A 12845-nucleotide genomic window follows, 5' to 3' on the forward strand; every position below is an offset into this window, starting at 1 on the left:
CGTCGGCGCCTTCAGTTGCTGCCACGCCGGTTCAGGCGCAGCGAGCCGGGCGGTGGTTCGTTGAGCACGGCCCAGAACACCCCGAGCTCGGAAATGGCGGCGACGAACTCCTTGAACTCCACCGGCTTGACCACGTACGCGTTGACACCCAGCTCATAGGCGCGCAGCAAGTCGGGTTCTTCACGCGAGGAGGTCAGCATGACGGTGGGAATGCTGCGCAGTTCTGGCGTGGCGCGCACCTCCTTGAGCACTTCCAGGCCGTCGACTTTTGGCAATTTGAGGTCGAGCAGCAGCACCGCCGGATTGCCGTCGTCGCGTGTCGCGTAGGCGTTACGCCGCAGCAGGTAGTCGAGGGCATCGGCGCCATCGCGCAGGACAATGACTTCGTTGGCCAACTGGCTGCGTTCCAGGGCCAGGAGCGTCAGCTCCAGGTCCCGGGGGTTGTCTTCGACCAGCAGGATCGGTTTGAGCATGATGAGTACGGTTACCTCAGGTATTCAACGGATGACAGGCAGGGCGAAATGGAAGGTGGCACCCTTGTCGACCTCCCCCTCGGCCCAGACTTCACCATCGTGCCGCTCGATGATGCGGCGCACGCTGGCAAGTCCGATGCCGGTGCCTTCGAAGTCTTCCATGCGGTGCAGACGCTGGAAGACGCCGAAGAGCTTGCTGGCGTAGGTCATGTCGAAGCCCACGCCGTTGTCGCGCACGAAGATCTCGATTCGGTCTGCGTGCTCGTGTGCACCGATCTCGATGCGTGCAGGCTCGCGCCCGCGGGTGTATTTGATCGCGTTGGCGATCAGGTTCTGCAGCACCAGATTGATGAAGGCAGGATCGGCGATCACCTTGGGCAGGCGCGCGATCTCCCAGACAATCTCGCGGCCGCTGTAATCCGGGGCGAATTCCAGGCGGATGTTGTCGACCAGCGCATTGAGGTCGACATCCGAAAGACGCAGGGCCGAGCGGCCCATCTGCGAGAAATTGAGCAGGTTGTCCACCAGTGTGCCGGCGAAATGCGCGGCCTCGCCGATGTGCTTGAGGAAACGCTGGCCGCGTTCGGACAGACCTTCGCCCTCGACTTCGCTGAGCAGTTCGGAGTAGCCGGCAATGTGCCGCAGTGGGGCGCGCAGATCGTGGGAGACGCTGTAGGAGAAGGCCTCGAGCTCTTTGTTCGAGCGCTGCAGTTCACCGCTCAGTTGCGCCAGTTCCTCGGCCTTGCGCAGCACGATGCCCAGCACAGCGGTGCGCAGTTCGGCCACGCCATCGATGACCAACGGGTCCCAGGCGGCGCAGAAGCCGCTGACCTCTTCCTGCCAGCTGTCGAAGCTGTGCCGTGGGCTGAGGTTGCCCTGGGCGCTGACCTCCTTGAGCGGTTGGCCGGCCCAGTTGACCGTGCGCACCTGCTCGGGGCGGAACCACAGCAAATAGTGCGAATGAATCTGGGAGATGGCCACCGCCAGCACGCCGCCAGCGTGTTCGGCCAGGGCGGGCAGCTCGGGGATGTCGCGGCCCAGGTTGTCGCTGCTGAACACGCCATCGTCACCGCGTCTGGACAGCCATTGCACCAGTTCATTGACCAGCGCTTCGGGCGGCGCGTGGCCGATCAGGTCGCAACGTTCGGCGCTGATGATTGCGGCACCGCTGGCGCCGACGAAATCCAGCAGCACATCGGGCAGGCTGAGCAGCCCGTCGCTGACGCTGTCGTAGTCGGCCATGGCCGAAAGCATGTGCACGATACGTTGGCGCAAGTCGAGCAGGGTGCGGGTCGCGCTGTGTGCCTCGTGGGCCTCGATCTGCAGCGACAGTACGCTGCCCAGCAGTTCGCAGGCGGCGCGGGTGCGGAAATCCAGGGCGCGCGGCTGTTGGTGGTGGCAGGACACCAGCCCCCAGAGCTCGCCATCGACCATGATCGACACCGACATCGACGCCAGCGTGCCCATGTTGCGCATGTACTGCAGGTGCACGGGCGAGACGCTGCGCAGGGCCGCGAAGCTCATGTCCAGAGGCTTGCCGGTGCGAGGGTTGTGGCTGGGAATCAAGGGCGAGGCCTGGTAGTTGGCATCTTCGATCAGGCGGATACGGTTGATCTTGTACAGTTCGCGAGCCTGGCGCGGAATGTCCGAGGCAGGGAAGCACAGGCCCAGGTAGCTTGGATAGCCGGGATCGGCCGCTTCGGCCAGCACTTGGCCGTTGCCCTCGGCATCGAAGCGGTAGGCCTTGACCCGACCGAAACCGGTGATGCGCTTGATCTGCACCACCGACTGCTGGAGCAGTTCCTCGATGCTCGTGGCCTGGTGCAGGCTGCTGACGAAGGCGCGCACCAGCGGATAGTAGTCGTCGTGCTCACCCGGGGCGGCGGCCGGGCGACAGGGCTCGAACTCGGCAATCAGTACCTGGTCGTGGCGGTGGGCCAGCAGGCGCAGATTATCGGTACAGGGCGCACCTTCACGCAGTTTCACGTCGCCGATGTGGAAGGGAAAGATTTCGTCTTCGGGCAGGCGCGCGAACTTGCGACGGGCATCGAAACCCTGATCCATCAGCTCGGGCAGGGTGCAGCCGATCAGCGCCGGGGTGGGGATGCCAAGCCAGCGCTGGGCGTTCTCGCTGGCCTGCAGGATACGCAGGTCCTGTTCGTCGAGTACCAGCAGAAAGCCGTGGGGCCGGATGCTGCCTGGAACCTGGATCGGCTCCTGGGCGCAGCGTTCCACGGCTTGATCGAAGGCGTTCTGGGCGGTGGTCAAGAAAAGCTCTCCCGTCGTGGCCGCAAGCGGTGGCCATAGGCGTCTGGCACAGGTCGTGCACTGTGCAAGGTATCAGAAAGTCAGCGTGTTCGCCGGGGTTATGGCCATTTGAGGGCTATTGCTCGGGGAGGTTCTACGTGAGTTTGAAATTTGTATAAGTTCCCCACCGCAGGCCCTAGGGCGAGGCTTGGCCGAGGGCTGAGGAGTCGAGAAATTTCCCACGCGCTAGCAGGATCCAATCCTACTGCTACGCTCAGAACAGCACAGGGAACACTGGAAGGGATATTCGGTGACGGAGCGCTTGCTGGCCTCGCTGTTGGGCCTGTTGTTGAGTGGTAGTGCCGTAGCGGCGGATTTTCTCGTCGAAGTGCGGGTCCAGGTGCAGCGAGGCTGCATGCTGGTGAACCAACCGCGCGACGCGGGTGCGCAGGCCCTGGGTCGAATCGACCTGGGCAGTGCCGCGCGCCTGGACGGCCCTGATGCGCCACTGAGCGGCGTACTGCTTGCCCAACGCCCGCCACGCCTGGAATGCAATCCCGATACGCCGTATCAGGTCAGGGTCGATGGCGGCCAGCATGGCGGGGTGGGCGAGGTGCGTTATCTGGGCGGCAATGATCGGCAACTGCGCCCAATCCCTTATCGTCTCTATCGCGACGCTGCCTGGCGTGAGCCGCTGGCCGTAGACGTCGCACAATCGGCGCGGGTGCCGGACAGCGGCTCGGTGGAACTCCCGCTGTATGCCCGCATCGACCGTCTGGCCTGGGTACCGAAAGCCGGTCTGTATACCGACCTGCTGAAAGTCACGGTCACCTGGTAGGGAGCGGATCCACATGCACAAGGACGCGCCGACATGAACCGTACCTCATTGCTGCTGCTGACCCTCGGGCCTTTGTTGCTGCCCGGCACCTCGGCGCATGGCAGCACCACCGGGTTCATCCAGGCACGGCTGGTGATCAGCAGCGCCTGCCAGATCAGCAGCGACCAGCAACCGGCCACCCTTGGCAATCCCGGACTGATGGATTTCGGCGCACAGGGGCCGACCTGGGACGGGCCGTTGCGCACCCGTGTCGACGAGGCGGGCGGGCAGGGCAGCCTGCAGATCAGTTGCACGCCTCAGGTGCGTGCGTTCAGCGTGCGCATCGACGAAGGCCTCAATGGCGGTGGCGGCGTACGCCAACTGAGCAATGGCCGTGAGCTGATCCCTTATCAACTGGCCGTCGACCCTGGTGGCAACAGCCGCTATGGCATCGGCCAGGCCCGCACCTTCACCATCCAAGGCACCGAGCAGGTGCCCGTCCCGATCTACGGTGTGGTGGTTGCGCAGCCGCGCGCGCTGCCGGCCGGGCTGTACCGCGACACCCTTCGAGTAACCCTGGACTGGTAACACGCAAGGAGATTCCCATGGCAAGCACATCGATCCGCTGCATCCTCACCGCCCTGGGTCTTGCCCTGGCGGCCCAGGCCCAGGCGGCCACCGTGACCGGGACGATCAACTCGACCCTGACGTTGATCTCGGCCTGCCAGGTCAATGGCAGCGCCGGCACCTCCGGGCTCAATTTCGGTAGCCTGAACTTCGGCACCCAGGATGCTCTGTTCACCACTGCCAATGGCCAGGTGCTCGGTGGCGGCGGCGGGGCCATGAGCATTCTCTGCTCGGCTGGCACCGTGCCGGCGATTCGTGTGCGGGCCGGTGCCCACGACGGAGCATCCAGCGGCGGGACGCGCGCGTTGGCCGATGGCGCTGGCAACTTCGTGCCGTACGACTTCTACACCGACACCGGTCGTACGCAACTGCTGGCCATCGACGGCACCATCACCCTGCCGACCAGCACGGGTGTCGCCCAGACCGTCAATCTGTACGGTCAGGCGCGCGGCAAGGCGGGCCTGCCGGCCGGGGTGTACACCGACACGGTCGCGGTCGAGCTGACCTTCTGACCCATGCGCGGTTGGCCCCACGCACTGCTGGCGGGCCTGTGGCTGGTGTGGACGTCGCCCTCGACGGCAGCGACCACCAGTACCTTCCAGGTCAGCGCGCAGATCACCGCAGGCTGCCTGGTGGTCGGCGGCGTGAGCGCCTACGGCGTACTCGATTTCGGCACCCAGTCGGCGCTGTCCACCGCCACCCTGAGCACCGCGCTGGGCGGCACCACGGTGACCTTTCAATGTACGCCGGGCGTGACCCTGAGCATGAGCCTCGATGGCGGGCAGAACAGTGCCAGCGGCACGCGCAATCTCAAGCGCAGTGGCGGCACGCAGTTGGTGGCCTACCAGCTGTTTCGCGATGCGGCGTTGAGCCTGGCCCTGACCATCGGTACCAGCGTGCCGGTGAGCTATAGCGATCCGACGGCGATCAAGTTGCCGGTGTATGGCCGCATCCAGTTGCCCGGCAATGTGCCGGCGGGGACTTACACCGATGTAGTGCAAGTGACAGTGACCTGGTGACGGTGATCCGCACGTTCAGGCACGGCTATCGACAAGACAGAGGAGAGCGGCATGGGGGCAGGGGCGAACACGGCGCGGAACATCATCATCGGGGCATTGCTGCTGGCCAGCCTGCCGGTGGCAGCAGCGACGTCGGTGCTGATCTGGCCGATCGATCCGGTGCTCGAGGCCGACCAGAAGGCCGGCGCGCTATGGCTGGAGAACCGCGGTAGCGCGCCGGCCAGCCTGCAAGTGCGGGTGTTCGCCTGGCGTCAGGGCGATTATCAGGAGCAGTTCCAGGCGCAGCGCGAGATCATCGGCAGCCCCCCTGTGGCCAATATTCCGCCAGGTCAGAAGCAACTGATCCGGCTGACCCGCACGGGTACCTCGCCGGTGGGCCAGGAGCAAGCCTACCGGATCATCATCGACGAGATCCCCTCGCCAACTCCGCCCGATAGCAATACCGAAGGGCCGAAGGCAGCCATTCGCCTGCAGATGCGCTATTCGGTCCCGCTGTTCGTGTATGGCGAAGGCCTGTGGGGCAAGCCCGACCCCGAGGGCAAGCGTAGCGCCGAAGGTGTCGGCAAGCCTCAATTGAGCTGGCGTGCAGTGACGGTACAGGGCAAGCCGTATGTCGAGCTGCGCAACACCGGGCCGGTGCATGCGCGCCTCACCGATGTGGTGCTGCAGCAAGGGGGCCAGCAGAAACCGCTGGTCGAGGGTTTGCTGGGTTATGTGCTGCCGGGGGCCAGCATGCGCTGGCCGGCACCGGCCGCACTGGGCGCAAGCAGCGTGCTGAAGGGACGGGTCAATGGCCAGGAGGTGGCTCAGGCCATCAGCCAAGGGCAGTGACCTGCAAACGCGGGTAGTGGAGGGGCCAGGGAGGACCCGCCGATGGTTGGAAACCGTGTGTGAGTGGCTGGCGGCGAGCGGCGCGCCGATGGTGGCTGGGTCTAGCGATGCTCGGGCCGGTGTTTGGCGTGGCCGGCGATCTGCCGCCACCCCCGGCAGAGAGCACGGCAATTGCCGATGCCACCCTGTACCTGGATCTGTTGGTGAACCAGGTGCCCAAGGCTGAGCTGGTGCCGGTGCAGCAGCGCGCTGGGCGACTGTATGTGGCCAGCGATGCGCTGCGTGCGGCGGGCATCCTGGTGCCGGGCGATCCTCAAGGCGAGGTGGCGCTGGAGAGTATCGCCGGCCTGCACGTGGACTACGACAGCCAAAACCAGCGCCTGCTGCTGCAGGTGCCGCCGGCCTGGCTGCCCGACCAGCAGTTCGGCGGGCGCAACCTGTACCCGGCCAGCGATGCGCGCAGCAGTTTCGGTGCCTTGCTCAACTACGATCTGTACCTGAACGACACCGATGATGCCGGCACCTATCTTGCCGCCTGGAACGAGCTGCGGGTGTTCGACAGTTGGGGCACCTTCTCCACCACCGGGCAGTGGCGCGAATCGTTCAACGGCGCGCCCAACAATCAGAGCCGCGAAGGTTTCCTGCGCTACGACACCACCTGGCGTTTCACCGACGAGCAGCGCCTGTTGACCTACGAGGCAGGCGATCTGGTCACCAGCGCCTTGCCCTGGAGCAGCTCGGTGCGGGTCGGCGGCTTGCAGGTGTCCCGCGACTTCGCCGCCCGCCCGGATCTGGTCACCTATCCGCTGCCGGCCTTTGCGGGCGAGGCGGCGGTACCCACTTCGCTGGACCTGTTCATCAACGGCTACAAGACCAGCACCACCGATCTGCAACCTGGGCCCTACACCCTCACCAACGTGCCGTTCATCAACGGTGCTGGCGAAGCCGTGGTGGTGACCACCGATGCGCTCGGGCGCCAGGTCTCGACGACCTTGCCGTTCTACGTGACCAGCAGCTTGCTGGCCGAGGGGCTGTCGGACTTTTCGGTGGCTGCCGGCAGCCTTCGTCGCGACTATGCCGTGAAGGATTTCGGCTACGGGCCGGCGGTTGCCTCGGCGAGCCTGCGCCATGGTGTGTCCGACTACTTCACCCTCGAGACCCATGCCGAAACGGCCGAGTCGATGATGCTCGGTGGCCTGGGGGGCAACCTGCGCCTGGGAACCTTCGGTGTGCTCAACGCCGCCGTGGCGCAGAGCCGTTTAGAGGGCGACACCGGGCAGCAGGTGGCCTTGGGTTACCAGTACAACAGCCGACGTATCGGCTTCAACTACCAGCGGATCGAGCGGCATGGCGACTACGCCGACCTGACGTTGGTCGACAACCCCTACACCCGCCTGAGCACGCGTAGCGAGCAGGCGACCGTAAGCCTGAACCTGGATCGCTACGGCAGCGTCGGTGCTGGCTATTTCGACGTACGCGCAGGGGATGGCTCGCGCACGCGGCTGATCAACCTGAGCTGGAGCAAGCCGTTGTGGCGCAACAGCAGCCTGTACCTGTCGGCCAACCGCGATGTCGGTGACAGCCAGTGGGCGGTGCAGGCGCAGCTGGTGGTCCCGTTCGACACCCATGGCACCCTGGCCTTCAGCGCCGAGCGCAGCAAGGACGGCCAGGACCTGCAGCGGGTCAACTACAGCCGCGCAGTGCCGGTGGGTGGTGGAGTGGGGTACAACCTGGGCTATGCCAATGGTGGTGATCGCGGCGCCTATCGGCAGGCCGATGTCACCTGGCGCCTGCAATCCGTGCAGCTGCAGGCGGGGGTCTACGGCAGCAGCGACGAGATGACGCGCTGGGCCGATGCCAGCGGCTCGCTGGTGCTGATGGACTCGGGCATGTTCGCCGCCAACCGTATCGATGATGCTTTCGTGGTCGTCAGCACCAGTGGCTACGCCGATGTGCCGGTGCGCTACGAAAACCAGGTGGTCGGTCGCACCGACCGCAATGGTCGTCTGTTGGTGCCTTACAGCAGCGGCTACTACCGCGGCAAGTACGAGATCGACCCCATGGAGCTGCCCGCCGATGTGCTGGCATCGACGGTCGAGCAACGCGTCGCGGTGCGTCGGGGCAGTGGCTATCTGTTGGAGTTCCAGCTCAAGCGGGTGCTGGCAGCGAGCATCGTGCTGGTCGATGCCAACCAGCAGGAGCTCAAGCTGGGCAGTCGGGTCAGGGACACCCAGAGCGGCGGCGAGGCCGTGGTGGGCTGGGATGGCCTGGTCTACCTGGAGAACCTCTCGGCGCACAATCGCTTGCAGGTGGACGTCGCCGATGGCGGGCAGTGCCAGGTCGAGTTCGACCTGCCTGACGGGGAGGGGCCGATTCCGCTGATCGGCCCACTGGTGTGCCGATGAACGCCCTGGGCAGGGTTGTGCTGGGGGTCGGCCTGTCTGCCGTTTGCGCTCAGGCGTGGTCGGCCTGTTCGCTGGGGGCCACGGTGCCTGCCTCCTTCGGCACGATCAATTCGACGCTGGTGCGCACCACGGTGCAACCGGCTTCGACCACAAATGCCGGGCTGTCGTGCACCGGCTCGCTGTTGTCGCTGTTGACCAGCAGCGACCATTTCTACGCCACCATCACCTCCACCCGCACGGGCATGGTCGGGCCAACTGGCGACGTCATCCCCTATACGATCTACGCCAACAACACCACCAACTTTCCGATCAGCCGCGGCACCCGTTTCGATTTCGCGCCCAACGGCATCATCGACGCCCTGGGGCTGCTCAACGGGACCTCGCCCAAGTCGGTGCCGCTGTACCTGCGCACCGTGGTCGGTGCCAACGTTGCGGCAGGCGTCTACACCGAGACCCTGTCGATCTTCTGGGACTGGAACTATTGCTCAGGCATCGGTCTGGGCAATATCTGCCTGGGGCGGGACATCGGCAGCGGCACGCAGACCCTGACAGTGACACTGACCGTCAGCAACGACTGCCAGATCACCACCCCCAACATCAGTTTCGCCAGTGCGCCGGTGGTGGCCGGGTTCGCGACGGTGAACCAGAGCATCAACATCGCCTGTACCAAAGGCAGCAACTATACGGTCGGTCTGGACGATGGGCAGAATGTGTCGGCCGGGCGTCGGCGGATGAAGTCCACGGCGAACAACTACCTGGCGTACGACATCTTCAAGAGCGCCGGCACCGTGCGCTGGGGTTCGGTGGGCGCGGCCCGGCGCGCGAGCAGCGACGCCAACGTCAACCCTGGCGCCGGCACAGGTACCGGCAGCCAGGTGTTCAACTACAACGCCAAGGTCTATACCGACCAGGCGACGCCGCCTGCGGCGACCTACACAGACAGCGTGATTCTCGATGTGCAGTTCTGAGGTGCCCGGCGGGCGGGCCTGCGCGGTGCAGGTGATCAGCGCAGGTCCTTGACCATGCTTTCCAGCGTTTCCAGCACGGCACCTGCCAGTGCCTTGGAGCGTGCGCCAGACCAGCCGCAGCGGGCATCGGGGTTGTCGTCGTGGTCCTTGAACGGCATTTCCAAGGTCAGCGACAAGCAGTCGTAAGTCTGCCCGACCGCATTGCAGGCCAGCGTCATGTTCGCTTGGCCAGGCTGGTCGCGGGTGTAGCCATGGACGGTCTGGAAGTCCTTGGTCACGCTGCACAGGGTGCTGCGAAACTGCTCCTCCAGCCTGGCGATGCGCGGTGTGTAGTCCGGGTTGCCTTCGCAGGCCGCGGTGAACACATGGGGGATTTCCTCGTCGCCGTGCACATCGATGAAGGCATCGACGCCCTGCAGTTTCATCTGGCTCTGGGCGAAGAACACTTCCGGGCTCAGCTCGACGCTCGCATCCTGCCAGGCGCGATTGAGGTCCTTGCCCTTGAAGTTGGTGCGCAGGTGGCCGAGAAAGGCGCCATCAGGGTTCATGTTGGGAATCAGGTACAGGTCAGCTTCGGCAAGCAGGCGCTGAAGCGTCGCATCGTTGCCTTCAAGACGGTCGATCACGCCTTCCATGAACCACTCGGCCATGTGCTCGCCGGGGTGCTGCTGGGCGATCAGCCACAGCTTGCGCTTTGCGCCTGCGCCTTTGCTGGCACGCAGCAGAGGAATGTCGCGGCCCTGGACGCTACGTCCACTGGCCAGCAACTCGACGCCGGGAATCTTCTGCGCGCGCTCGATCAACTGGTTGTGGCGTGCGCGCGGATAGGGCTCGAAGTAGGCGAACCAGGCCTCTGGCTGCTCGGCCGTGAAATCGAACGCCAGGGCTTTGCCGTCGAAGCTGCTGGGGACGCGGAACCAGTTCTGCTGGTCGTACGACGCCACGGCATGGTAGCCGTCCCAAGCGTTCTTGTAGGAGGACTCATGGGCGTTGTCGAGGCTGAAGCGGTGGGTCTGCCCCAGCGTCAGGCCGCTCACCTTGAAATGGAACCACTGGAAGTGGCTGCTATTGGTGTCGGGACGGATGGCCAGGCGCACCAGGCGCGGGTCACTGGCATCCAGTACCTGGATATTGCCGGAATCGAAATCGCAGTCGATCTGCAGTGGGGACAGCGTCACGGTCATTGCCAGACTCCTGTGGCTTTGTTGTGACGCTACTGTAGCTCAACGACAGGTGGGGTGTCTGTGCTGGCCCCTCACGCAACAAGCCCTCGCGCGCAGCGCTGGCGTATCAGCCGAGCAGGCCGAAGGCGATCAATGCGACAACGCCCAGGCCGACGGCGATCGAACACCCACCCATCGAGAGTGCTGCGCGGCCATTGCGATATCCGCCATCCTGGCCCAACTGGCGGGCTGGAGCCAGCAGGCTGCGCCAGCGCAATTCGGTCTGCTCGAAGGCCTGCAGATGCTCGGGTGCGGCGTCCAGCCAGCGACGGAAGTCGATGCGTTCGCAGGTGGTCGCTTCCGGGCTTTGCAGGCGTACGTACCATTGCCCGGCAATGCTGGCCAGCGGTTCGCCACGCGGTAATGCGCTTTGCAGGGCCTGGAAGAGATGGCGCTCGACGGTCAGCAGGGGCAGGTCGAGACGGGCAGCAATGTCAGCGATGCCGAGCTGGTCGAGGCGGCTGAGCAGAAACACCTGCTGAACCCGGCGCGGCAAGCGCTTCAGGCCATGCAGCAGCGCGTCTTCGGTAGGCGTATGGACGACTTGCGGGCCATGCTCGAGGGGCAGCAGCAGACGGGTCATGGACGGCTCCTTGCGCGAGAAGAGGGGGAGAGGGGGCATCCTCCCTGATGCGCAGGCAGCTTAATCTTAACGAGATTGATTCTCAAGTGCTGTTTGCGCAAAACGCTGTAACACGCATTCACGAATTGACACACCTTTGCTATCATCGCGGCCATTCAATGCGTTAACCCTTCTTCATTAGCCTGAAGAGCCAAAAAAAATGACCCGGCAAAAAGCCGGGTCAAAAACCGTGATTAGCCTGATGAGGAGATAATCTGAGCGCCCGACCTGAGGGCTCCAGGTTATCCAGCGGGTCTCGCGACCTGCTGAGTGCAATAATAATCGTTATCATTTGCAAGTCAAATGATTTTTCTGTCCTCCAGAAAAATAATTTCCTGTGCGCTTCCTCTGTCCGGCAACCGGGCAATGTTCATTACCCGGCCATCACGTACTCCCGTCTCTCATAGCCCCTGTGGCGCTTGCCGTTGCTCCAGCATCGCGCGGGCCATGTTCACCATATGCATCAGTGCGAACAGCACCTCTCGAGTCGTGCCCTGTTGGTGGCTGCCGGTTTGCTGCGCCGTGGCGGCTGCGCAGCGCAACAAGGCCAAAGCGTGCGCGTTGGCCTGCTCGGGGGAGACCTCGTCGCGCAGCCGCCAGGGCACGCTGTCGATGCTGGTGTGCGGTGGTGTTGGGTTGAGGTAGTAATCGAGCGCGCGACGCGCGGCTTCGCCGTCCAAATCCTTTTCTGGATGTGTCATCGGTTTCATCCTGTTACCTGTTGAGCGTGATAGGGAAATCAGTACACTCGAATACTAATACGAAAAGTACTCATGACTATCAGATTAATAATACAATATGTGTATTGAGCGCTGATGGGCAGTCCGTATCGTGCGGGCGATGGAAAAATGGATCGCGCTGGTCAAGCAAAGGATGCGAGAGCTGGGGCTTTCGCAGGAGCAACTCGCCGAACGCGTTGGGGTGACCCAGGGCGGTGTTGGCCATTGGCTGCGCGGCACTCGCCAGCCGAAGGTGGGCATGATGAACCAGGTCTTGCAGGCCCTGGGCATGGCGCACCTGCATGTTTCGCTGCGCATGGTACGCATTGACCAACTGGCCGAACGCAATGGCACCTATGCGGCCGAGGCAGGCGGGGATGACGACGACCTGCAGCAGTACATCATGTGCTTTCGCTACCCCGTGCTGGCCTGGACCGAGCTGGACGGGCCGTGGCCCGAGGGTTGCATCGTCTATGAGCAGACCGACTATGCGGCGCTGGGCAAGGCCTTCTGGTTGCCGGTCGAAGGCGACCTGATGAGCGCAGCGACCGGCCCCAGCGTGCCCGAGCAGATGTTGGTGCTGGTGGATCCGGGCGTGCCGGCGGCGCCAGGCAAGCTGGTGATCGCCAGACAGAAGGGCACCTCGGCGATGTTCCGGCAACTGGTCGAGGATGGCGGGCAGCGGTACCTCAAGCCTTTGAACCCGACCTACCCGAAGCTGCTGTGCGGCGAGGATTTCGAAGTGCTGGGCGTGGTGGTGAGGTCGCACGGGCGGCATTGATCCCGCCCGGTGTTCCTGCAGGGGCGGCACACGGCCTACAAGGGTTCAAAATCGGCCAGTCTCCTGTGGGAGCGGGTTTACCCGCGAAAAAGACACCGCGCTGCCTGGCACGG

The 12845-nt window shown here is 64.3% G+C and carries 13 protein-coding genes; 8 read left to right on the plus strand and 5 right to left on the minus strand.

Annotation, left to right across the window (positions count from 1 at the left end; genetic code table 11):
• Positions 1-11: 11 nt before the first annotated feature.
• On the minus strand, positions 12-473 hold the full coding sequence (locus IAE40_RS12415) for a response regulator (RefSeq protein ID WP_054894727.1): 462 nt from the start codon (positions 471-473) through the stop codon (positions 12-14).
• A gap of 24 nt (positions 474-497) precedes the next feature.
• Positions 498-2741, minus strand: coding sequence for an ATP-binding protein (locus IAE40_RS12420; protein ID WP_200603250.1), 2244 nt, complete (start codon positions 2739-2741; stop codon positions 498-500).
• A gap of 289 nt (positions 2742-3030) precedes the next feature.
• Here IAE40_RS12420 and IAE40_RS12425 point away from each other — a divergent pair, with 289 nt between their 5' ends.
• From IAE40_RS12425 to IAE40_RS12455, 7 genes are all read left to right on the plus strand, one after another.
• On the plus strand, positions 3031-3558 hold the full coding sequence (locus IAE40_RS12425) for a Csu type fimbrial protein (RefSeq protein ID WP_054894729.1): 528 nt from the start codon (positions 3031-3033) through the stop codon (positions 3556-3558).
• A gap of 33 nt (positions 3559-3591) precedes the next feature.
• The gene (locus IAE40_RS12430; protein ID WP_063544175.1) at positions 3592-4125 is read left to right on the plus strand and encodes a Csu type fimbrial protein; all 534 of its coding nucleotides are present in this window, start codon (positions 3592-3594) and stop codon (positions 4123-4125) included.
• Between the two features lie 17 nt (positions 4126-4142).
• Positions 4143-4676, plus strand: a complete 534-nt coding sequence (locus IAE40_RS12435) for a Csu type fimbrial protein (protein ID WP_054894731.1) — start codon at positions 4143-4145, stop codon at positions 4674-4676.
• 3 nt (positions 4677-4679) lie between these two features.
• Complete coding sequence (locus IAE40_RS12440; protein WP_197890252.1) at positions 4680-5183, plus strand: Csu type fimbrial protein; 504 nt, start codon at positions 4680-4682, stop codon at positions 5181-5183.
• A 51-nt stretch (positions 5184-5234) separates the two neighbouring features.
• Positions 5235-6014 (plus strand): fimbrial biogenesis chaperone, encoded by a 780-nt coding sequence (locus tag IAE40_RS12445; RefSeq protein ID WP_054894733.1) that lies wholly within the window; start codon positions 5235-5237, stop codon positions 6012-6014.
• A 107-nt stretch (positions 6015-6121) separates the two neighbouring features.
• Complete coding sequence (locus tag IAE40_RS12450) at positions 6122-8419, plus strand: fimbria/pilus outer membrane usher protein (protein ID WP_200603256.1); 2298 nt, start codon at positions 6122-6124, stop codon at positions 8417-8419.
• Complete coding sequence (locus IAE40_RS12455) at positions 8416-9387, plus strand: Csu type fimbrial protein (RefSeq protein ID WP_200603251.1); 972 nt, start codon at positions 8416-8418, stop codon at positions 9385-9387. Before IAE40_RS12450 ends, IAE40_RS12455 begins: the two co-directional genes overlap by 4 nt.
• A gap of 35 nt (positions 9388-9422) precedes the next feature.
• Here the strand turns inward: IAE40_RS12455 and IAE40_RS12460 are convergent, their stop codons facing one another.
• The 3 genes from IAE40_RS12460 to IAE40_RS12470 form a co-directional block, all read right to left on the minus strand.
• Entirely contained in the window at positions 9423-10571 is a 1149-nt protein-coding gene (locus tag IAE40_RS12460) for a M14 family metallopeptidase (protein ID WP_200603252.1), read from the minus strand.
• 106 nt (positions 10572-10677) lie between these two features.
• Positions 10678-11193, minus strand: coding sequence for a DUF4880 domain-containing protein (locus tag IAE40_RS12465; RefSeq protein ID WP_200603253.1), 516 nt, complete (start codon positions 11191-11193; stop codon positions 10678-10680).
• A gap of 440 nt (positions 11194-11633) precedes the next feature.
• Positions 11634-11942 (minus strand): DUF6124 family protein, encoded by a 309-nt coding sequence (locus tag IAE40_RS12470; protein ID WP_054894738.1) that lies wholly within the window; start codon positions 11940-11942, stop codon positions 11634-11636.
• Between the two features lie 130 nt (positions 11943-12072).
• Between IAE40_RS12470 and IAE40_RS12475 the strand changes: the two genes are divergently transcribed.
• Entirely contained in the window at positions 12073-12732 is a 660-nt protein-coding gene (locus IAE40_RS12475; RefSeq protein WP_234465131.1) for a S24 family peptidase, read from the plus strand.
• Positions 12733-12845: the final 113 nt, after the last annotated feature.

The organism is Pseudomonas sp. S44 (genome assembly GCF_016624805.1).
GTDB lineage: Bacteria > Pseudomonadota > Gammaproteobacteria > Pseudomonadales > Pseudomonadaceae > Aquipseudomonas > Aquipseudomonas machongensis.